This window comes from Sulfitobacter undariae (genome assembly GCF_014196805.1).
Lineage (GTDB): Bacteria > Pseudomonadota > Alphaproteobacteria > Rhodobacterales > Rhodobacteraceae > Sulfitobacter > Sulfitobacter undariae.
On record NZ_JACIEI010000007.1, the window covers coordinates 107,327 to 128,894 of the forward strand.

Here is a 21,568-nt window from a genome sequence, read left to right on the forward strand (position 1 = left end):
GGCTGCGCGTAGATGAACACACAAGTATGTGACCTAAAACTTGTGTGGCTTAGTCGAGCTTGCCGGCCGTGCGCAAAGCGTGAAGTAAATGAGCATGTGCTGTCGCATTGCTCAAAGTTACCTGCGCCAGAAACTGCCCCCCCGCTTCCCAAAAGGAAATGCTACGGCCATTTAACTCGGCACTCTGTAAATCCGCAAAGCTGCAACTTTTAATCACTCGCCTTCCAGACTCTTCACAGACCAAACGCACCTCAGCGCGCGCGATGTCCAACTCGACCGTCGGCGCGACAGGTGGCGTCGCAGATTGCCAGCACCCAACAGCCACCAAACCCGAGAAAATACTCAGCGCCAGTTTGAACAACATCACGTCACTTTCCCACGATGCGCCGGGGGCTAGCCAGATGAGTACAGTGATCAGCGCGAAACTTATTGCGCTAAAACGGAATGCAACACGCCCAAGAAACCGAGATCCATCCAAAACCTGCACGGACGTTGACGCCGAAGGCCGTTCGAATTTAAAATCGGTTGCTATTGTCATGGGCTGCTCTCCTACTGTCTGAAACAGTTTGTGCACTGCAATCTGGACCAAAACAGGGCACACAGTGGGCATGGTCTGGGCGAATGGCGTATTGAATGTAGCCCATTTCTGACCCAGCTTTGCGAATTTTCTGAATCCTATTCATGGACGGCGTCAAGTAATATTGGCCAAAACATCAAGCCTCTCAAGCCCAAGCCAGACTATCGGCGTGCGTGCAGCTAAGTCCGGTACGCTGGGCCCTTCCAAAAAGGGTGGTTTTGGGAGGGGGTAAGTGAACTCGTTTTAGGGAAGCCACACTTTACCGGATGGTGATGACGGATCACATGTGCCCTTACGGGATGAAATCCAAGGTTCTGTTGGAGCGTCAGGGGTATGTTATTGATGACCAACACCTGACCAGCCGCGACGCAGTGGATGCGTTCAAGGCTGTCTATATCGACAAGCGTGAACTGAAATGCGCATGTGTCGGGGGGTAACAACAAGGTGCCGCTTGGCTTTGTGTCGCTGACAGAAAACCTGATGATGATCGGTATCGCCGTCTGGATGCTTGCGACGATGTGAAAATCAGGCTGACGGGGTAGGATATCCCGCCAGCCTGACTCAGTTAGTGTTTATATCAGGCTGTAACGGCAAATTCTGTCATCATGCCGGTGGAGAGGTGCGGCATGTGGTGGCAATGTAGCATCCAGCGCGCGGCCTCGCCCGCATCCAACGCAACCGTAACCATCGCCATCGGCGGGACATAGACCGTGTCGCGGAAAGCGCCGTTAATGGCACGCCCGTTCACATTCACCACCTGAAACACATGCCCGTGTAAATGTATCGGATGTCCCATCATCGACATGTTGTGGAATGTCAGATGTACTCTCTCGCCTGAGGTGGCGATGATTGGGATGTGACTGCCCCAAACCTGTCCGTTGATCGTCCAAACGTAGGGCTGCATTGTGCCGCCCAGCATGATCATATGAGAGCGATCCACCGGGCGCGGCGCGAGCGGGGCTGTCGCCGCCCGAAGTGAAACCTCCTGTGCCAGATCAATATCAAACGCGTCGCTTTCAGTTTCTCCAAGATCTTCGATCCGACGTATTTCTGCGCCTTTGGTCGCAAGAATAAGGCCCGTGCGTTCGCGTGCGCCTTCGCGCAATGCAAGTATAGGGAAGCCCCCTGCACCCGGCAGATCAATTTCCAAATCAAGCCGCTGCGCCATTGCTATGCCAAAACGTGTGCCCGCCATCGGCTCCACAGGATGGCCATCCACCGCCACAAGCCGCGCAGCCACACCGCCCGTATCGATCCAAAATACTGTCGCCGCAGAGGCATTGATCACCCGCAGCAAGATGCGCCCCTTAGGTTCAACCGCGATCACCTCTGGGTCGGCAAGCGTGCGGTCATTGGCAAGATAGGCGTCGAAATCAAAGTCGTTCAGGTCCATGGCCATCCCGCCCATGTTCATCTGCCCACCTTCCATCATCGCCGACATGTCCATGCCGGAATGATCCATACCCGCCATGTCGCTTTGCTCGCCCATACTGCTCATATCATGCTGTGCGGCCCCGTTTGTGATCTCGGCCAAGACCTCCTCAGCAGGTTTAAACGCGAAATCATGCAAGAACATCACGACCTCTTGCCGATCCGCAGTCAAATCCTCTGGCCGTCTCACGATCAGCGGCGCAGCGAGAAGGCTCATCTCTTGGACAGGCACATGGCTGTGCATCCAAAACGTGCCGGGCAAGGTCGCATAATCGTAGCTGCGCATTTCACCGGGTGTTAGCATCGGCATCGGCAGGTTAGGCACACCATCTTGCACATTGGGGGGAATTTGCCCGTGCCAATGGATAATGGTTTCCTCATCCAGAGCATTGGTCAGGTCCACCTGAAATCTCTGACCGGGATCAAGCACCAGTCCTTGTTTTCCGGCCCCATTTGTTATGCCCATAACCGTGGCAGCACGGCCATTCACCTCGATCACGCGCGTCGTCGCGGTTAGAGAAAGTGGCGAGCCTTGTGCAAAGCCCCTGTGCGGCAAGGCAGTTGTTGCAGCCATAGCTGTTGATGCAGCCAAAAAGCCGCGGCGTGTTAGATCATGTTTCATCGTAAAATTCCATTATACCCCGCTGAGGGGTGCATCACTTTGGAGCCGTTATTTGGCCCCGCCAGTCAAACGTTCAAACAGACTGTGGAGGCCGATCAGCGGTTTCCCCCGACCATCCACGCAAAATGCGAGACATTGGGATACGAAGCGCGGAAGGCTGCAATGCAAACGGGGTCTGTACGGAGGCCGTGAGCCAAGTGGCAATTGACCCCATGCAGGCAATTGCACATGCTCCAGTCATAGCTTGCTCACACGACCCGCCATGTCCACTCGCCATTGCGTCATCGTGCATAGTGGTTTTTTGAGTGTGACACGTGACCGACATTACTTGTGAGGACTCGGCCATTGCCGCATGCGGCGGGGAGCCGAACAAAGCGACGGAAACCAGCAGTAGGAAGGTAAAAAAATAATGTGTCATCGGTTCCGTCGGTAGTATGCCCCATAACCTATGGTATATTGGTCAATAGTACAACGATCTAAGGTTTCAACCAACCTTCGCAGCGCACGCCTTAAACGCTTGTTCTTGGCACAGCCGCAAACCACCTCGACTAACGTTGCCAAAAACCCCGTTCAAAACCCAAGTAATTGTTGAAGGCATTTGCCTGACCGCGATAGCAGCACTCTGCATGAGATTCAGAATCAATATTAAGGGCCAGATCTACAGCTTGTTTCAATTAAGAAAGTTGTTGACGCAAAGCTGAAAGTCCATTGTCGTCCAACATGCATGAAGACGCCACATCACCCAAACAACGACATCCCCGCTTGCGCCACGCCCAAAACGGTGTATATGCGGTGCTTCCTTTGTAAGACGATTAAACCGCGCAGACTCTCGTGGTGGGGCCGCAAAGGATCATTGCCCTGCCTATGAAATGCGCCTTGAAATAAGTGGAGCAAACATGCCGCTATATGAGCATGTGATGATCGCGCGTCAGGACTTGTCCAATACACAAGCCGAAGGCCTCATCGAACATTTTGGTACAGTTCTGTCCGACAACGGCGGAGCACTCGTGGATAGCGAGTACTGGGGCGTCAAAACGATGGCCTATAAAATCAACAAGAACCGCAAAGGCCACTATGCCTTCTTGCGCTCTGATGCACCGGCAACTGCCGTGCAAGAGATGGAACGCCTGATGCGTCTGCACGACGATGTTATGCGTGTTCTGACCATCAAAGTTGATGCGCACAAAGAGCTGCCATCGGTTCAGATGCAAAAACGTGACGAGCGCCCAGAGCGCCGTGAACGTCGCTGATTTTGGCTTGAGAAAAAGGACCTAAACCATGGCTGCAAAACCATTTTTCCGCCGTCGCAAAGTGTGCCCCTTCTCGGGTGATAACGCTCCGGCGATCGACTACAAAGACACACGTCTTCTGCAACGCTACATCTCCGAGCGTGGCAAAATCGTGCCTTCCCGTATCACCGCAGTATCTGCGAAAAAGCAGCGTGAATTGGCCCGTGCCATCAAACGCGCCCGCTTCCTCGCCCTGCTGCCCTATGCTGTAAACTAAGGAGCAGAGATCATGAAAGTTATCCTTCTCCAACGTGTTGCGAAACTGGGCCAAATGGGTGACGTCGTTGACGTTAAGCCAGGCCATGCACGCAACTTCTTGCTGCCACAGCAAAAAGCTCTGACCGCCTCCAAAGCAAACATCGAAGCTTTTGAAGGTCAGAAAGCACAGCTCGAAGCACAGAACCTCGAAACCAAAGCAGAAGCCGAAGCAATGGCCGAACGTCTTGGTGGCCAGCAGTTCGTTGTGATTCGTTCCGCTTCCGACGCAGGCGCGCTTTACGGTTCCGTTACAACACGTGACGCATCCGATGCCGCAACTGCCGAAGGCTTCACCGTTGACCGCAAGCAGGTCGTTTTGATCGCGCCTATCAAATACTTGGGCATCCACGAAGTGAAGGTTATTCTTCACCCAGAGGTTGAAGCGACAATCGAGATGAACGTTGCACGTTCACCTGAAGAAGCTGAATTGCAAGCAGCCGGTAAATCCATTCAAGAACTCGCAGCGGAAGAAGAAGCCGCAGCAGAATTCGAGATTTCCGAACTGTTTGACGATCTCGGCTCCGCCGCGTCCGACGATGACGATGCAGAAGCGCCTGCCGCAGCTGCAGACGAAGAAGCTTAAGCTATCGCCAAAGCCTTTACTGGCTTTGACACATAGAAACGCCGCGCATTTGCGCGGCGTTTTTTTGTTGTTCGATGCAGCTTGTGTCAAATTATCAGCGCCATTGAGCAGCCCAAGTACCTGTTGTAGAAATCGTATATGAAAATTCTCGCCATATCTGGCAGCACCCGTGCGGCCTCAACCAATACAGCGATGCTCAATGCGGTTGCACAACTCGCCAGCAATGGAATGACAATAAACGTCTATTCCGATCTTGCTAGCCTACCAGTCTTTAATCCAGATGCCGAAGTTGAGCCACTGCCAGAATCTGTGAACAACCTGATAACCATGATCAAAGAAAACGATGGGATCATCATTTCCAGTCCCGAATATGTCAGAGCGATTCCTGGTGGGCTAAAAAATGCAATTGACTGGCTCGTCTCACGAGACGAAATCATTGGAAAACCAATCGCGTTAATGCATGCTTCGCATCGAGGAGATGACATGCTGGCCCAACTGAGGCTTGTTCTTTCCACCGTCAGCGATGGGTTCACTCCTCAGCATTTCCTTCGCCTCAAGCTCATGAATGTTGCGCCCGAAGATATCTCGCATGCGGTGCATCAATCGCCCAATTGCACAGATATCACAAAATTTCTGAATGGCTTTGCAAGCTACCTAAAGTCACAAATGGGGTGACCAAAAGATGACCCGCGATACGCGGAAGCTCGCCACTGATGCGCTCCATTGTTGTAGCCGAATACGTTTTCGGACTAACGTCCCCCAAAATCAAACGATGTAGGACACCCAATGGCCCGTTTGCCCCGCCGCACCTTTATGATCCTTGCGGCCAGCAGCGGCCTCGCAGCTTGCGCCGCAAGCCCATCTGAAACGCCCAGAGCAAAAAGCGCCCTGCCCCTATACCCGAATGAGACACGTGAATTGCGCGCCAGCATCAACCGCTGGGCAGATCACTATGAAATCCCCCGCAGCCTTGTGCACCGCCTCGCCATCCGCGAAAGCACCCACAACCCAGCGGCCCGCAATGGCCCGTATTATGGCCTGCTGCAAATCCTGCCCCAGACCGCCCGCACCATGGGCTTTCGTGGAAAACCTAGCGATCTATTAGACGCCGATACCAACCTTAAATACGCTGGCAAATACCTGCGCGGCGCGTGGCTGTTGTCAGATGGCGATCAAGCAACCGCCATCCAATGGTATGCGCGCGGCTATTACTATGAGGCCAAACGCCGTGGCATGTTAGTAGAGACCGGCCTGCGCCCTGCCTAAGACGCCGTGTGGCAAACCGCCTCCACGTTGTTGCCATCAGGGTCCAACAGAAACGCACCGTAATAATCAGGGTGGTAATGTGGCCGCGGCCCCGGAGCGCCGTTATCACGCCCGCCAGCAGCCAATCCAGCCGCATAGAACGCGTCTACAGCGGCACGGTCCGCTGCCTCAAAGGCAATATGCACAGGTGGCGTCATAGCGGCCCCCTCATTCAGCCAGAACCTTGGCCGATCCGTGCCAAAACTCCCGACCTTGACGCCTTTGGTGTGCTCTGGCGGGGCCATCATCATAAACGTGATGCCCAAAGGCGCAAAAGCCGCATCAAAAAATGCTTTTGATTTGTCAAAATCTGTAACGCTGTAACCGGTATGGTCAATCATCTGAAATCTCCCTCAAGCTGATAAGGAAAGATGTATCAGCCCCTACTGACACAACCCGTCAGCAGCACAAAAAGGGCCGCCCTGCTTCCAGAGCGGCCCGACCATTCCCTAAAAGGGGAAGTGGTTTATTCTTCTTCCAGTGCTTCAACAGCCTTTTGCAGATCGTCTTTAGAGACTTCTTTCTCTGCAACAGTGGCTTGCTCAAACACATAGTCGACAACTTTGTCTTCAAAGATCGGCGCACGCATCTGCTGTTGCATCTGCTGGTTTTGCTGCACGAACTCAAAGAACTGACGTTCCTGACCCGGGTACTGGCGCGCTTGGTTCATGATCGCTTGGGTCATTTCTGCGTCAGTGACTTCCACTTCGGCTTTCTGTCCCAGTTCGGCCAACAACAGGCCCAAACGAACGCGACGTGCGGCCAGTTTCTTGTGCTCGTCTGTGGTTTCGATCTCGGGGTGATCGTGGCCTTCGACTTCTGGGTTATCTTCATGCCACAGCTGGTGCGCAATCTGGCCTGCTTCTGCATCCAGCAAGGAAGGTGGCAGATCAAAGTCAACCAGACCGTCCAGCGCGTCGAGCAGACCGCGCTTCATGACAGCGCGGGACGCGCCAACATATTCGGCTTCCAGACGCTCACCAATCTGCACTTTCAGCGCAGCAAGGTCTTCGGCACCGAATTTCTTCGCCATCTCGTCGTTAATTTCAGCCGCTACAGGCTCTTTAACTTCTTTGATGGTGCAAGAGAAAACAGCCTCTTTGCCGGCAAGGTGCTCTGCCTGATATTCATCAGGGAAGTTCACTGTGACGTCTTTTTCTTCTTCGGCTTTCACGCCAACCAGCTGCTCTTCAAAACCGGGGATGAAAGAGTTGGAGCCGAGTACCAGCGGGTAATCTTCTGCCGCGCCACCTTCAAAGGCTTCGCCGTCAACTTTACCAACAAAGTCCAGAACGATTTGATCACCGTCTTTGGCTTTGGAGCCTTTTTTGCGCGCTTTGAAATCTTGAGCTGTTTCAGCCAAAGATGCCAGAGCTTCATCAATGGAAGCTTCGTCTGCTTTAACAACCATTTTCTCAAGAGAGATTTTGCTCAGGTCAACGTCTGGAATCGCTGGCAGCTTTTCGTAGGACATTTCGACTTCGACGTCGTCGCCCTCTTTCCAGTCATCGTTGGTCATTTTAACGTCAGGCTGCATCGCAGGACGGTCACCGGTCGACTCAAAATGGTCGTTCATCGCGCCATCAACGGCTTCTTGCATCGCTTCGCCCAGAACCTTTGGACCAAACTGCTTTTTCAGCAGCGCCATTGGTACTTTACCTTTACGGAAACCCTTCATCTCGACTTCGGACTGGGCTTCTTTCAGCTTTTCATCAACTTTCACATCCAGCTCGGCTGCTGTGATGTTGATTGTATAGCCGCGTTTCAGACCTTCGTTAAGCGTCTCTTTGACCTGCATGTGTGCTCCATAGAGTTTGGCCGCGCATAACGCGCGGGCAGAAAATTTGTGTTCTTCTATGGGTGCTGCGACCTACGTGCAAGCACCGTTTCAAAAGACCTAGCTTTGTAGACGCGCAGATAACATGTCGAAAATCCAATCAAGGCAACAGCCCTCAAATCGGAACATGTATTTGCGCAAACAAAACAGTATATTAGATATGTTAGAATTCCAAGCACAGCGCATCGCAAAATCCACCGCCTTAAAATGAAAAGCCCCGACACATCACGCGTCGGGGCTTTCCTTATTCAATTCGTTAGAACCTTACTTCAGTTTGGCCCGCTCACTTTGCAATCCGCGGAAAATGCACCAGCACATCAGCAAAAGCACCACAGTGAACAACAACCCTGTCGAAATCACCATGGATTGTAGCGCTGCAAGGCCACCACCGATCAGCAATGCAATCGCCACTGCACCTTCAAACAGACACCAGAACACACGCTGCGGCATTGGCGCGTCAACCTTACCGCCCGCCGTAATCGTATCAATCACCAGCGATCCAGAATCAGACGATGTCACAAAGAACACAATGACAAGAACAATCCCGATAAACGAGGTGATCGAGGCCAGCGGAAGCTCTCCCAACATTTTGAACAGTTGAAGCGGCAGCCCCGCTTCTTGTGCGCCTGTATATCCGTCAGCCAATACCTGATGAATTGCAGTGCCACCAAAGATGGACATCCACATCACACAGACCATGCTGGGGATCAGCAAGACACAGATCATGAATTCACGAACCGTACGGCCCCGCGATACACGTGCGATGAACATCCCCACAAAAGGCGACCAGCTGATCCACCACGCCCAATAGAAGGCTGTCCAACCCTGAGAAAAGTTCACATCCTCACGGCCAAACGGATTAGCAAGCGCTGGCAGATATTCAACATAAGCGACAAGGCTGTCCCAGAAGAAAGCGAACAAGAACGCCGTAGGCCCCACAACAAGGGTAAAGACCGCCAAAAGGCCAGCAAGACCCATGTTGATTTCGCTCAGGATCTTAACGCCGCCATCCAGGCCGCGAATAACCGAAACCAACGCAATCGCCGTGATGATTGAAATCAGGATGACTTCGGATGTCTTGTTTACCGGCATTCCGAACAATTCATTCAGACCTGCATTGGCCTGCGTCGCACCCAAGCCCAGCGATGTCGCCAGACCAAACAGCGTTGCGAACACAGCGATGATGTCGATCACATGCCCGGGCCAGCCCCAAACACGGTCCCCGAGGATCGGGTAGAACGCCGAGCGGATCGTCAGAGGCAAGCCTTTGTTATAGCTAAACAACGCCAATGCCAAAGCAACAACAGCGTAAATCGCCCAAGGATGCAGCCCCCAGTGATAAATCGTAGCCGCCATGCCCAGTCGCACAGCCTCGGCCTCATTACCTGTCGCCGCCCCTAAGGGTGCCCAGTCACTGCGCAGGCCATTTTCACCCAAAGCAGTCTCGCCCAGCGAGGTCGAGAAATGCGTCAACGGTTCGGACACACCATAAAACATCAATCCGATGCCCATGCCCGCCGCGAACAACATCGCAAACCAACCCATATAAGAATAGTCAGGTGCCGCGTCTTCACCGCCCAATCGGACAGAGCCAAATGGAGATACAATCAACAATAGCGCAAAGACCACAACAATATCGGCAGCGCCGATCAAAAACCAATCAAAATTCTTTGTCGTAAAGTTGAACATCGCGGAAAACGCGGATGCCGCAGTTTCGGGTAAGGCCAGTGTGAAAAACACAAAAGCCACAACAGCAATACCCGAGATCGCAAAAACCGGGTTGTGAATATCAAAGCCGAAAGGGCCCACCGATCCGTCAACGTTATTCTGACCAATTTCATAGTCAGTATCGATGATCGCACTCACCCCTTCTGGCGCGGGAATGCCCTGATTGGCATTGTCTTCAGTCATAGACTGTCCTCCTGCTTTACTTGTTTAAGTTGAACAAATTAACTAACAGTTGTAACTCAAGAATGAAACCAATCAACATTTTGCTATATTTTGGTTTAATTTCTCGTCCGCTCAGGCAGGCCTTTGGCCAATGCGCCTTGAAACGGACCCACGCCTAGCAGCAGCCTCAATAGGCACCAAAATATTGGTCAGTGTGGTTACGGCGTTGAACCGGAAAGAAATTACATCATGACGTGTCGACAGCAGCGATTGGCAGATGAGTGGTTTCCCCTCAATCGCCCTATCCCAAAGCTGATTGGATGTAAGTGAGACGTTAATTTACATACTGCACCGAAAGCATGCCGATAAACGCAGGGCGCCGCTATGCGGTTTTCTAGGGATCTGAATTTAGTCAAGACGCGGGCGCAACACAACGCCCGCATTTTTATCATTAGATATTAAGAACTAAGAGTGCCCTCAAGACATTCCCAGAGCTTCTTTGTACATGTCCAGCACTGCTTCTTCTTCTGCGATGTCATCTGGCTCGCGCTTGCGAAGTGCGATCACCTTGCGGATAACTTTAGTATCGTAACCACGGGATTTGGCTTCTGCCATGACTTCTTTTTGCTGCTCGGCCAAGTCTTTTTTCTCGGCATCAAGACGCTCGATCCGCTCGATGAACTGGCGCAGCTCGTTTGCGGTGACACGGTAGGTTGCATCCCCGATTGGATCCTCGGCGGGTGCGGGGTTTGTGCTGAAATCGCTCATGGGCTGCTCCTTGGTACTGCACTATCATTAGGGTGTGAGGCGCCTTGCTACCCTGCCCCCCCACTTGCTGCAAGGCACACTTGCCGTAGCCTTCGGATTATCCTATTCCTCGCCTATGGAAATCACACACACCTCCCCGTTCGACGCCCTTATCTGGGCAGGTACTGCTATATCCCTTCTGGGTTTGCTGGGCCTTGTGTATTGCATCATTCGCGTCAGCCGCGCCAAACGCGCCCAATTGGACGACGAAGCCATGCGTGCCGAGCTTAAAAAAGTAATGCCGCTCAATCTTGGGGCTTTGTTTTTATCCGTCATCGGCTTGATGGTTGTTATCATCGGGATATTTCTCGCCTGATCAGCTTTTCCTGTCACACTTGGCCCGATAGGCGGCCCCTATTTTGCCAACATACAGCACCAGTTAAGTGTCACGCCTGCCCGCCAAAATTCAGGGACAGGCCCCTTCGGAGTAAAATAAAACGCCATGGATATCAGACAGATTACCCCCACCTATTACGTCGCCCCACAACTGTCGCCTGAATTGATGACGGCCTATAAAGAGGCGGGTATCACCCGCATCTTGTGTAACCGACCAGACGAAGAAGTGCCGCCAACACATGCTGCCGCTGCAATGCAATCAGCAGCTGAAGCTGCCGGACTTGAGTTTGTTGCACAGCCCCTCACCCATGCGACACTGAACGAAGAGACTGTCGCGCGAAACCGGCAGATCGGCGCAGATCAGGACGGTGTGACACTTGCCTATTGCGCATCTGGTACACGGTCATGCATCGCTTGGGCACTGGGCCAAGCAGGTGAGCAATCTGCCGATGCAATTCTGGCAGCAGCACAGGCTGGCGGCTACAATTTAGACAACCTGCGCCCCTATCTGGAACAGCACGCCCCATAGCATTTCCCTCAAGGGCATCTTGATCGCGCCGAAATATCAGGATGCCCTTACACTACCAAACCACCTGTTTTTGCTGCACTTCGCCTTCTTCAGCATCGTTTTCGCGATCCCATTCATCAACTGCGGTTTGCGTGCTGGTGTCCTCCTCTGGCAAATCCCCAAAAATATCGACATCCGCCAATGGCGAAACCTCAGGTTCGGCTGGCGACACTGCGGCCCTGTCTGCGGCGTATTTTTGATCATTCTGCTGCACCGTGACCTGAGGTAAGTCCAGATCCGCTCTATCCTCGACACGACGTTGTGCCAAAGAATGCTCACGCCGTTTTTGCGGCTCAACCTGTAGTGCGCGCATCCCATCGACCTGCCCCAATGTACCACGGCTCAGTATCTCTCCGTTTGCGTCAACGACCAACGCCTGCGTCATACTGGACAGGTTTAGGTCAAGAACATCATCGGGTTTGAAGGCCGTGATCTGGCTTAATGGGAGTGTCAGCCGCGTCAACGCGACCGTCAGATCAGCGCGAACCGCAAGCACATTGTGAACCAGTTTTTTGCTTCCCAATGTTGCATTTGGCGTGCTTTCACCCTCCTCCTCGGGCTCCTCTGCCTTTTGCTGTTCCGCCAAGACCAGCACCAATTTTCCATTTCTCGCGCCAGCCGCCAAATCCAGCATCATTTCAATCACTTCATATTCGGGGGCATCCAACGCCAGCTGCGCTTGGCGTTGTTCCTGCGCCCAGACACCAAAGCGGTACCCTTCTAACAGTTCACGGTCTGCAACCTCTTCTGGCAGAAGGGCGGCGCGGCTCAACAGTGTTTCAATAAACGGCGCGCAAAGCGCGGCATCCGTGGCCGTATGCGCCCGTTGGTCTGCGGTGCCAGACACAGGCGTCACGCGCCCCATGGTTTGTTGTTGGATAAACCCAGCCACCAAGGCAGAGTCGAACACTGCCGCAGCGACTTGCGTGCCCGCCCCGTCCATCAACAATATCAACCCCTCTGGGTCCAGATACTCTGGCAGGTCAGCCGCACTCACTGTTTTCCGAGTCACCCCCAATACGCCAAGCGCCAAATCCATCATGGATCCCGCCTGTTTTGAAGCGGTCAGCCGCAGGGCACGCCCCAGAGACATCGCACGCGCAGCATGTGCGTCACGTTCCGTACGGGCTTTGCGCTGCACCAGTGATACCGTCTGTTCCGCGCTCATATCTCCGATCACCCCTTTGCAACAGCCATGCGGCGTCCGACAGCCGCCTGCGGGCACAGCATTTCGGACCTCATTGCTAAGGTGGTATAGCGCAATGGTTACCAGCCTGTTTAGACAGCAAAATTTAATTTGGTTTCATCATCGAACTGAAGGTCTTTCAGGCGCACTTCAAACCTTGCCCCACCGCCATCAGGAACATAGCTGATCTGGCCTCCAAGCCGGGTGATGATTTCGCGGCAAATGGCAAGCCCAAGCCCCGCACCATCCGCGTCTCCATTACCAAGACGGGCAAATTTCTCAAACACCAGATTTTGCCCTTCAACAGGAACACCGCTGCCATTGTCGCGAAAGGCGATGACCACATTTGCCTCCTCTCGCCATACCGTGATATCCAGCACGGGCACCAAAGCATCACAGTATTTTGCAGCATTGCTCACGATGTTAATAAACACCTGCGCCAGACGGTCACTGTCTGTATAGACCATCACCTCTTCCGCCGATGCCTTGCGCCTGATCTCAAGTTGCCGCGCCGAACTGGCCTGTGCGGTCGTGACTGCCTGTTCGATAACATCATATAAATTGACCCGCTGCGCGTTTAGCGATACCTGGCCATTCTCCAAAACTGAAAGGTCCAACAGATCATCCAAGAGCCGTGTCAGACGGATGGTTTCGGAATGAATAATCGACGCATACCGCGTCTTTTCTGCTGGCGTTAACCCCTCCATGTCTCGCAAAATTTCTGAAAACGACCGGATCGACGTCATCGGGGTGCGCAGCTCATGACTGATCTGGCTCAAGAAGTTGTCTTTTTGCAAAGACAGTTGCATCAACTTTTCATTGGCATGGCCCAGTTCCTGCGCGGTCTCGGACAATTGGCGTGATTTTGTTTCAAGCTGGCTGGAATACTCAAGTATCTGCGCAGATTCGTCCGCCACTGCCATCAAATCCTGAACCGAAATCACCTGCCCGCCGATAATCTGGCCAATCATCGCGTTCGCAGTTGCCGCCCCCACCGATGCCGCCAACTCCCGCTCTAACGCTTGTACAAATTCAGGCGTTGGCGCGGGCGGCTCAGCAACCAGACCTTGTTTCAAAGCTTGCGCCGCAAAAAACGCCTGCGCTTCATCCGCGCCCAGAATACGCTGGGACATGATCATCAAGTCTTCGGTCCGCCCCTGTGAGGCCGCCCAGCCGTGTGCAGGACCAGAGGAATGGTCAAAGACATTCACAAACTGCGCGCCCTGAAGCCGCTCTAGCGGCGTGGGGAAGCTAAAGATCGACACCACAAAGAAGACCAGCGCGTTGATCGACAGGCTCCACCAGACCGCATGAACAGTCGGGTCCAATCCCGAAAGACCAAAGAGCGCCTGCGGACGCAGCCAAGCCATACCGAACAACCCGTTATCAAACACCGCAGCAGAGAGCGCCGCATCAGGACCAAAACTGGGCAGCAACATTGTGTACATCCAGATGATGAAACCAATGCTAAGCCCCGCAACTGCCCCTGTTCGTGTTGCGCCCCGCCAGAAAATCCCTCCCATCAGGGAGGGTAAAAACTGGGCCACTCCCCCAAAAGAGATCAACCCGATCGCAGCCAACGCACCAGAGCCGCCAGATGCGCGGTAATAGAAATACCCCAACGCAATGATCAACATGATCGACAACCGCCGCGCGCGAATAACAACGGTACGCACATCCCCCGACTGCTGCGCCCCAACATCGCTGAGCTTGAGCCACAAAGGCATAACAATATGGTTGGACATCATCGTGCTCAGCGCCAAAGTGGCGACAATCACCATCGACGTGGCCGATGAAAACCCGCCCAGAAACGCCAGCATCGCCAAACCGTTCTGGCCAAGGCTGAGCGGGACCGTCAGGACAAACAGATCAGGATTCGCCCCTTCTGGCATCAGTTCCAACCCGATCACTGCAATCGGCACGACAAACAGGCTCATCGCCATCAAATACAGCGGGAAAGCCCAGCTTGCGATTTGCAAATGCCGCTCGTCGTCGTTCTCAACCACCATAACTTGAAACATCCGCGGCAGGCACAACAAGGCCGCCGCCGACAAGAACGTAATCGCAGTCCAGCGCCCGCCGCCTGTGTTCCAATCACTGATCGGCGAGGCGTCAATGCGGGCCAATATCTGCGGCACGCCCCCTGCAACCCCCCAAACTACAAAAGCCCCCACTGCCAAAAGCGCTACCAATTTGACAACCGCCTCTACGGCAACGGCAATAACCACGCCGTGGTGACGCTCATTAGCGTTGAGGTTTCTTGTGCCAAACAAAAGCGTAAAGATCGCCAAACCTGCGGCCACCCAAAAGGCCGCATTCTGGTTGAGTTCCTCACCCTGTGCCGCCCCCAAATCAGGGGTGGCAAAGATTGAAACCGACACAGTAACTGATTGCAATTGCAGTGCGATATAGGGCGTCACACCCACCACCGCCATGATTGTCACCATCACCGCCAGCAGGTTCGATTTACCATAGCGAGACGAGATCAAATCCGCGACCGATGTCACCCGTTGCGCCCGTCCGATCCGTACCAAGCGGCGCAATATCCACCACCAGCCGATCATCACCAAAGACGGGCCCAGATAGATCGTCACATACTCCAAGCCTGACCGCGCCGCATAGCCCACTGCCCCGTAAAACGTCCACGCCGTACAATAGATCGACAGTGACAGCGTGTAGACCAACGGCGAGCGTAAAAGCCAGCTTCCGCGCCCCCGCAGGGCTGCGCGCTCGGCCAGAAAGGCCACAACGAACAATCCAGCCACATAGACAAGGCAGACAACGATGAGATGATTGAGGCTTACCATCAGGTATCAGACAGGCCCGTTCCGGTCTCTGTCCCCCCCTCCTTACGGTGCACACGCCGCCACAAGGCAAAGGAGGCCGTAATAGCCAAGGCCCAGATCACAAAAACATACCAAAGCGCAGTCGACAGCGGCGTGACCGCGGCCCCATCTGTGCCCGTTGGCCACATGGTAGGCACCAGCATCCACAGCACAGTACATAGAAACGGCAACATTCGCACCGCATCCATGATCCGCCGCCGACGGTAGCTGCGCTTTTCCAGAAACAACCGTGCCTCTGCCATCAGCTCACGCGGCCTGCGGTCAACTCACGTACCGCCGACATCATTTCTTCGTTGGCAAAGGGTTTGGTCATAAATCGGCTTACCCCTGCTTTCAGCGCCATCTCACGGTCCCGCGCCTGCCCCCGTGCTGTCAGCATCAACACAGGCATGCCCGCAAGGCTGGCATCGCTGCGCAGCTCGGCTAATATCTCAAATCCGGTTTTTCCGGGCAACATGACGTCCAGTATCACCAAATCCGGCTTTGCAGCCCGAATGACACCCGCAGCATTGTGCCCATTGGCCAGCGTTTCAACCCGCCAGCCCTCACGGCCCAGTAAAAAGCGGATGGCCTCCGCGATGTTTGCTTCATCCTCCACCAACACGACATGTTTGGTCATGTAAGGTCTCCTCCCGATATCGACAGCGGCGGCTTGATCTAACGTCAATCTCGCCTCTATATTTCCACTGCACGTTGCACAGTTGCATTGCACAAGTCAAAATGATTGACAGTTGGCGTTCTCCTTCAAACCACTGCCATCCGGCCTTAACCCATGATCGACGGCTCACGCCGCGCATGGCACTTCTCTTGCGGGCAAATCCTACAGGTCGCGCCGACCGCACGGACCTCCATTCTGACATCCCCCGCTGGCGCAGGCAGCAGCAGCATCACCCCATGTGCAGGCACGGGGGTGTTATATTCATGGGCAACGCCCAAATCCGTGGTTGCAAATGCGTCAAACTGCACCTGAGCACGCCCCAACTGACCGACCCGCTCGCGCAGAACCGCCCCCGGTGCGGCCAGTGCCGCAAACAGCGGCCACAGAGGGCAACAACTGTCAAACCTTGGCACTGAAAACCCATCCACGGATTTACGAAAAATCACTGTGCCAGAGCGGTCACACACGACCAAGCCAGCGCCCAAAGCAGGCAACGCTGCCAAACGACGCAACACAAGCGCTACAGGCACGGAAAAACGCCGTGCAAGTAACACGGGCTGTAGCCCCTCCTCATTTATGCCCGTTTGCAAATCAGCCAACAGTAAAACGCCAGCATCCCCGCGCACCTGTTCTAACACACGGCGCAGGGTAAAACGGGCCGCATCAGACAGCGATGCGGCCTCTTGCTTTATCAGCCCATCGACCAAGGTGGTCGGCAGGTTTTGCTTCTCGAACTGTGGGAAATGAAAATCCCGATCTGCCAAAAACGCTTCAACCTCGTTTTGCGGAGACAGGCCAGCAGCGGCAGCCCCTTTGCTCTGCTCCAGATACCCGACCAACACTTGCGCACTCTGCGCCAGCCTGCGGCTATCGGCATCAAGGTTGGCGTGGAAACGGTCCTGCCACTCTTGCTCAAGCGCGCCCTCCCCAGCGAGGATTTCAGCGGTTGATCGCACTGCCGCAGCGGTAGAAAGCAGTTCATGCATCGAGTCGGCGAGGTAGGGATCATGGGCCATGCGGTCACTCAGGCTCTCTACTGTGCGTTCCAGCACAGCAATGCGCCGCTGGCTAACGGCAAGCGCTTCGGCCCATTGCGGGAAACGGCTTGCGAAGGCCTCGGCGTGTTGCGCATCGTGTTCGGACATGGCGGCATTCACCGCAGCCTCGCCCAGCGCCCCCAGCAAGGCAGCCTCTGCGCCTTCGGTCAAAGCCTGCGGTTCAACTTCCAATGCGGCAGCAATGCCCAGTAACAGCTTGCCGCCAATTTTGCGGCGATTATGTTCGATCAGATTCAAATAGCTGGCAGAAATGCCAATCGCGCGGGCCAGATCCGCCTGTTTCACCCCCTGCATCACCCGCCGTTCGCGGATACGGCTGCCCGTTTCGCTTTCACGCGTCATGATAGTCCACCTGAAGAAATAGACGCAAAGGCCACGGCTTTCTGCATTGCAACATCACTAAATTTACATCCTGACCACATCTGATGTCTATTTATTTACAAATATACATCTTCATTCAAGGCCCTTATTGCGAGTGCGCCCAGCGCCCCCAATACTGACACAGCACAGATAAAGTGCCAGCACCAACGCTCGGGAGTAAGCAGTGGTGACTGTTTGAAAACTTTCGGGAGGAAAATATGTCAATCTTTAATCCGACACGTCGCGGTCTAATCCAAGCGGGTGCCGTCGCTGGCGCGGGCCTTGCCTTACCTACATATTTACGCGCTCAAGAGAGCGGGTTTACTAATGCCCCACAGGGCGACACCGTCACATTGGGCTTTAACGTACCCCAATCAGGCCCCTACGCGGATGAAGGCGCAGATGAACTGCGTGCTTTTGAGCTGGCGGTTGAGCACCTGAACGGTGAGGGCGACGGCGGCATGATGCAAACTTTCAGCTCCAAGGTGCTGGATGGGACTGGCATCATGGGCAAGAAGGTCAAGTTTGTCACAGGTGACACCCAGACGAAATCAGACGCCGCGCGCGCCTCTGCCAAGTCGATGATCGAAAAAGACGGCGTTGTGATGATCTCTGGCGGGTCCAGCTCTGGTGTGGCTGTGGCCGTTCAGGCGCTGTGCCAAGAGGCTGGCATCATCTTTATGGCGGGTCTTACCCACGCCAACGACACAACCGGCAAAGACAAACAGGCCAATGGTTTCCGCCATTTCTTTAACTCCTATATGTCTGGTGCCGCTCTGGCGCCGATCCTTGTCAATGAATACGGCGCTGACCGCAAAGCCTATCACCTGACAGCGGATTACAACTGGGGTTACACCACAGAAGAGGCAATGCGTTCCTCTACCGAAGCGCTGGGTTGGGAAACGGTTAACTCTGTCCTGACACCGCTGACTGCCACAGATTTCTCGGCCTATATCGCGCCAGTGATCCAGTCTGGCGCGGATGTGCTGGTGCTGAACCACTATGGTGGCAACATGGTGAACTCTCTTACCAACGCTGTACAGTTCGGCCTGCGCGACAAGATGGTGAATGGCAAACAGTTCGAGATCGTTGTGCCGCTGTACTCTGAATTGATGGCCCGTGGTGCGGGTGCAAACATTAAGGGTATTCTGGGATCGCAAAACTGGGATTGGAAGCTGGAAGATAAACTGGGTGCCCGCTTCACGGGGACAAACGCCTTTGTGCAATCCTTTGGCACCAAGTTCGGTTTCCCGCCCTCACAGGCCGCGCATACATGCTATGTGCAGACACTGCTCTATGCAGATGCGGTAACACGCGCCAAATCGTTTAACCCCTGTGCGGTTGGCGAAGCGCTGTCGGGTTTTGAGTTTGATGGTCTGGGCAATGGTCCGACGCTCTACCGTGCGGATGATCACCAGTGCTTTAAAGACGTTGTCGTTGTGAAGGGTAAAGAGAACCCAGAGAACGAATATGATCTGGTGGACATCGTCGAAGTCACCCCAGCCGAGCAAGTGACATATGCCCCTGACCACCCACAGTTCGCGGGCGGGTCTTTGGGGTCATGTAACCCCGGCGCATAACACGCGCGGATGATCTGCGGGGCGGGCCATGTGCCTGCCCCGCAGGACCGCAGTTTCACCAACCAACAGCCTGAAAATCCGCCAAATACCCGCGTTCCAAAGGACGGGTAGTCAGCGGTTGTGACAGATGGGACGGACCATGGACGCGATTCTACTTCAAATACTCAACGGCCTCGACAAGGGTTCAGCTTATGCGCTGATCGCCCTTGGTCTGACGCTTATCTTTGGCACGCTGGGCGTGGTTAACTTTGCCCATGGTGCCTTGTTCATGATCGGTGCCTTCTGCGCCGTGACTTTCACCAATCTACTCACGTGGAGCCATGTTGTCATTGATGACACCCGCAAGGATTTCCTTGGCAACCCGATGAAAGTGGATGTGCCCTACATCATTGACTGGTTTGGAAAGGAAACAGGTGAGGCGCTGATTGATTGGGCTGTCCCCCTGTCGATCCTCTTTGCCATTCCCGTAATGATCGCCATCGGTTTTATTATGGAACGTGGTTTGATCAAACATTTCTACAAACGCCCCCACGCCGATCAGATCCTCGTGACCTTCGGTCTGGCGATTGTGCTGCAAGAGGTGATCAAATACTTCTACGGTGCCAACCCGATCCCCACCCCCGCCCCTGCGGTGTTTGCGGGATCGTTTGATTTTGGCGCGATGCTTGGGTTTGATCCCAATACCATCATCTATCCCTACTGGCGTCTGATCTACTTCGCCTTCTCGGCTCTGATCATCGGTGCTGTCTTTGCCTTCTTACAGTTCACCACCTTTGGCATGGTTGTACGTGCAGGCATGGCTGACCGCGAGACCGTGGGTTTGCTGGGTATTAACATCGACAAACGCTTTACCATTATGTTCGGCATTGCTGCGGCTGTCGCGGGATTGGCAGGTGTTATGTATGCGCCGATCAACTCGCCCAACTATAATATGGGTATGGATTTTCTGGTGCTCAGCTTTGTTGTGGTGGTTGTCGGCGGCATGGGGTCACTCGGCGGCGCGGTGCTGGCGGGTTTCCTTCTGGGCATCCTCGAGAGCTTTGCCTCTATGGCCGTGGTGTTGGAGTTCATTCCGGGCATCAACCAGATCATCATCTACCTTGTTGCGATCATCATTTTGCTGACGCGTCCCCGTGGCCTGATGGGCCGTGCCGGCGTGATGGAGGACTAAGACATGCTTGGACTTACAAAACGTGACTTTGGTCTGATGGTGGTTGTGGCGATCCTCGCCCTTGCAGCGCCCTTTATCCTCAACCCTTTCCCCCAAGGCTCGGCAATGGCGCAGTTTAATGCGGGCTATCCTGATTTGATGCAGCGCTTGGTGATTTTTGGCATTCTTGCCATCGGCTTTAACATTCTATTCGGTCTGACGGGCTACCTCAGCTTTGGTCATGCCGCGTTTCTGGGGGTCGGATCATATGCCGCGATCTGGATGATGAAGCTGCTCACTATGAACGTGATCCCTGCGATCATCGTTTCGGTACTGGTGGCGGGACTGTTCTCACTTGTGGTGGGGTGGATATCGCTGCGCCGCTCGGGCATCTACTTTTCAATCCTGACACTGGCCTTTGCGCAGATGTCTTATGCGCTGGCCTACTCTGTCCTGACCCCCATCACAGGTGGCGAGACAGGGCTTCAGCCCAAAACATCCGATCCGCGTATCCTTGATGGTGCGCTTCCTGCGGGGCAATCCCCCAGCGCCAATCTATTCGGCTTCAACATGAGCGATACTAGCGTGCTGCGCTTGGGCGATTGGTCCTTCAACTTTAACACAGGCTACTACCTTGCTGCTGTGATCATGCTAATCGTCTTTTACCTGTCGATCCGCATCTTCCGCTCACCTTTTGGGATGATGTTGCGCGCTGTGAAATCCAACCAACAGCGGATGAACTATACGGGTCTCAACTCCAAACCCTATACGCTAGCGGCTTTTGTCATCTCTGGCATGTATGCGGGGCTGGCAGGTGGCCTGCTGGTGGCGATGGATACCCAAGTGGGTGCAGAGCGGATGTTCTGGACAGCCTCTGGCGAGATCGTGTTGATGACAATCCTTGGTGGTGCTGGCACTTTGATCGGCCCTGTATTGGGGGCGGGTTTCATCAAGTACATGGAAAACATCGTCTCCAAAATCAACAAAACGGTTCTAGAGCAATGGTTTGCCTTCTTGCCAGACGGCATCGAAGACCTGCTGATCACGTTGGTTTATCCCTTTGTGGGCAAAGGCTGGCATTTGACGTTGGGTCTGTTGTTCATGCTGGTTGTGATCTTTCTGCCCGGTGGTCTGGTTGAAGGGGGGCAACGTATTGGCAAGCTGTTTCGCCGCAAGAAGACAGACACAACAACCAAAACACCCCCTGCAGAATAAGGAGCGCATGAC

The 21,568-nt window shown here is 54.2% G+C and carries 21 protein-coding genes and 1 pseudogene; 11 read left to right on the plus strand and 11 right to left on the minus strand.

Annotated elements, in window-relative coordinates; genetic code table 11:
* Window positions 1–49 precede the first annotated feature (49 nt).
* On the minus strand, window positions 50–538 hold the full coding sequence (locus GGR95_RS11550; protein WP_184565971.1) for a hypothetical protein: 489 nt from the start codon (window positions 536–538) through the stop codon (window positions 50–52).
* 407 nt (window positions 539–945) lie between these two features.
* On the opposite strand from GGR95_RS11550, the pseudogene GGR95_RS19170 reads away from it, so the two are divergent.
* Window positions 946–1,099: pseudogene (locus GGR95_RS19170) on the plus strand (glutaredoxin); the annotation flags it as partial.
* 55 nt (window positions 1,100–1,154) lie between these two features.
* Here the strand turns inward: GGR95_RS19170 and GGR95_RS11560 are convergent.
* Window positions 1,155–2,630, minus strand: coding sequence for a multicopper oxidase family protein (locus GGR95_RS11560; RefSeq protein WP_184565974.1), 1,476 nt, complete (start codon window positions 2,628–2,630; stop codon window positions 1,155–1,157).
* 896 nt (window positions 2,631–3,526) lie between these two features.
* Between GGR95_RS11560 and rpsF the strand changes: the two genes are divergently transcribed.
* From rpsF to GGR95_RS11585, 5 genes are all read left to right on the plus strand, one after another.
* Window positions 3,527–3,880 (plus strand): 30S ribosomal protein S6, encoded by a 354-nt coding sequence (gene rpsF / locus GGR95_RS11565; RefSeq protein WP_184565976.1) that lies wholly within the window; start codon window positions 3,527–3,529, stop codon window positions 3,878–3,880.
* Window positions 3,881–3,908: 28 nt separating this feature from the next.
* A complete protein-coding gene (rpsR, locus tag GGR95_RS11570; protein ID WP_184565978.1) occupies window positions 3,909–4,136 on the plus strand; it encodes a 30S ribosomal protein S18 in 228 nt (75 codons plus the stop codon).
* 12 nt (window positions 4,137–4,148) lie between these two features.
* Window positions 4,149–4,760, plus strand: coding sequence for a 50S ribosomal protein L9 (gene rplI / locus GGR95_RS11575; protein ID WP_184565980.1), 612 nt, complete (start codon window positions 4,149–4,151; stop codon window positions 4,758–4,760).
* Window positions 4,761–4,898: 138 nt separating this feature from the next.
* Window positions 4,899–5,435, plus strand: coding sequence for an NADPH-dependent FMN reductase (locus tag GGR95_RS11580; RefSeq protein ID WP_184565982.1), 537 nt, complete (start codon window positions 4,899–4,901; stop codon window positions 5,433–5,435).
* A gap of 111 nt (window positions 5,436–5,546) precedes the next feature.
* Window positions 5,547–6,026 (plus strand): transglycosylase SLT domain-containing protein, encoded by a 480-nt coding sequence (locus GGR95_RS11585; protein WP_184565984.1) that lies wholly within the window; start codon window positions 5,547–5,549, stop codon window positions 6,024–6,026.
* On the opposite strand, the gene GGR95_RS11590 is transcribed toward GGR95_RS11585, so the two are convergent.
* The 4 genes from GGR95_RS11590 to GGR95_RS11605 form a co-directional block, all read right to left on the minus strand.
* Window positions 6,023–6,406 (minus strand): VOC family protein, encoded by a 384-nt coding sequence (locus GGR95_RS11590; RefSeq protein ID WP_184565986.1) that lies wholly within the window; start codon window positions 6,404–6,406, stop codon window positions 6,023–6,025. The genes GGR95_RS11585 and GGR95_RS11590 overlap by 4 nt on opposite strands.
* Before the next feature lie 125 nt (window positions 6,407–6,531).
* Entirely contained in the window at window positions 6,532–7,863 is a 1,332-nt protein-coding gene (gene tig / locus GGR95_RS11595; protein ID WP_184565988.1) for a trigger factor, read from the minus strand.
* 303 nt (window positions 7,864–8,166) lie between these two features.
* Window positions 8,167–9,813 (minus strand): BCCT family transporter, encoded by a 1,647-nt coding sequence (locus GGR95_RS11600; protein WP_184565990.1) that lies wholly within the window; start codon window positions 9,811–9,813, stop codon window positions 8,167–8,169.
* 456 nt (window positions 9,814–10,269) lie between these two features.
* Window positions 10,270–10,560, minus strand: coding sequence for a DUF2312 domain-containing protein (locus GGR95_RS11605; RefSeq protein WP_184565992.1), 291 nt, complete (start codon window positions 10,558–10,560; stop codon window positions 10,270–10,272).
* A 115-nt stretch (window positions 10,561–10,675) separates the two neighbouring features.
* Between GGR95_RS11605 and GGR95_RS11610 the strand changes: the two genes are divergently transcribed.
* Both GGR95_RS11610 and GGR95_RS11615 read left to right on the plus strand, forming a co-directional pair.
* Window positions 10,676–10,915, plus strand: coding sequence for a hypothetical protein (locus GGR95_RS11610; RefSeq protein ID WP_184566055.1), 240 nt, complete (start codon window positions 10,676–10,678; stop codon window positions 10,913–10,915).
* A gap of 126 nt (window positions 10,916–11,041) precedes the next feature.
* The gene (locus GGR95_RS11615; RefSeq protein WP_184565994.1) at window positions 11,042–11,464 is read left to right on the plus strand and encodes a protein tyrosine phosphatase family protein; all 423 of its coding nucleotides are present in this window, start codon (window positions 11,042–11,044) and stop codon (window positions 11,462–11,464) included.
* Between the two features lie 52 nt (window positions 11,465–11,516).
* Here GGR95_RS11615 and GGR95_RS11620 read toward each other — a convergent pair whose 3' ends face one another.
* The 5 genes from GGR95_RS11620 to GGR95_RS11640 all read right to left on the minus strand — a co-directional run bounded on the left by GGR95_RS11620 (window position 11,517) and on the right by GGR95_RS11640 (window position 17,593).
* Complete coding sequence (locus GGR95_RS11620) at window positions 11,517–12,671, minus strand: FliM/FliN family flagellar motor C-terminal domain-containing protein (protein ID WP_184565996.1); 1,155 nt, start codon at window positions 12,669–12,671, stop codon at window positions 11,517–11,519.
* A 110-nt stretch (window positions 12,672–12,781) separates the two neighbouring features.
* Window positions 12,782–15,496 carry an ATP-binding protein gene (locus GGR95_RS11625; RefSeq protein ID WP_184565998.1) on the minus strand — a complete coding sequence of 905 codons (2,715 nt, stop codon included), beginning with the start codon at window positions 15,494–15,496 and terminating at the stop codon, window positions 12,782–12,784.
* Window positions 15,496–15,777, minus strand: a complete 282-nt coding sequence (locus GGR95_RS11630; RefSeq protein WP_184566000.1) for a hypothetical protein — start codon at window positions 15,775–15,777, stop codon at window positions 15,496–15,498. Before GGR95_RS11630 ends, GGR95_RS11625 begins: the two co-directional genes overlap by 1 nt.
* Window positions 15,777–16,154, minus strand: coding sequence for a response regulator transcription factor (locus GGR95_RS11635; RefSeq protein ID WP_184566002.1), 378 nt, complete (start codon window positions 16,152–16,154; stop codon window positions 15,777–15,779). The genes GGR95_RS11630 and GGR95_RS11635 overlap by 1 nt, the downstream gene beginning before the upstream one ends.
* A 146-nt stretch (window positions 16,155–16,300) precedes the next feature.
* Window positions 16,301–17,593, minus strand: a complete 1,293-nt coding sequence (locus tag GGR95_RS11640) for an XRE family transcriptional regulator (protein WP_184566004.1) — start codon at window positions 17,591–17,593, stop codon at window positions 16,301–16,303.
* 236 nt (window positions 17,594–17,829) lie between these two features.
* On the opposite strand from GGR95_RS11640, the gene GGR95_RS11645 reads away from it, so the two are divergent.
* The 3 genes from GGR95_RS11645 (at window position 17,830) to GGR95_RS11655 (ending at window position 21,556) form a co-directional block, all read left to right on the plus strand.
* Window positions 17,830–19,191 carry a substrate-binding protein gene (locus GGR95_RS11645; RefSeq protein WP_184566006.1) on the plus strand — a complete coding sequence of 454 codons (1,362 nt, stop codon included), beginning with the start codon at window positions 17,830–17,832 and terminating at the stop codon, window positions 19,189–19,191.
* A gap of 139 nt (window positions 19,192–19,330) precedes the next feature.
* Entirely contained in the window at window positions 19,331–20,362 is a 1,032-nt protein-coding gene (locus GGR95_RS11650) for a branched-chain amino acid ABC transporter permease (RefSeq protein WP_184566008.1), read from the plus strand.
* 3 nt (window positions 20,363–20,365) lie between these two features.
* Window positions 20,366–21,556, plus strand: a complete 1,191-nt coding sequence (locus GGR95_RS11655) for a branched-chain amino acid ABC transporter permease (protein ID WP_184566010.1) — start codon at window positions 20,366–20,368, stop codon at window positions 21,554–21,556.
* Window positions 21,557–21,568 lie beyond the last annotated feature (12 nt).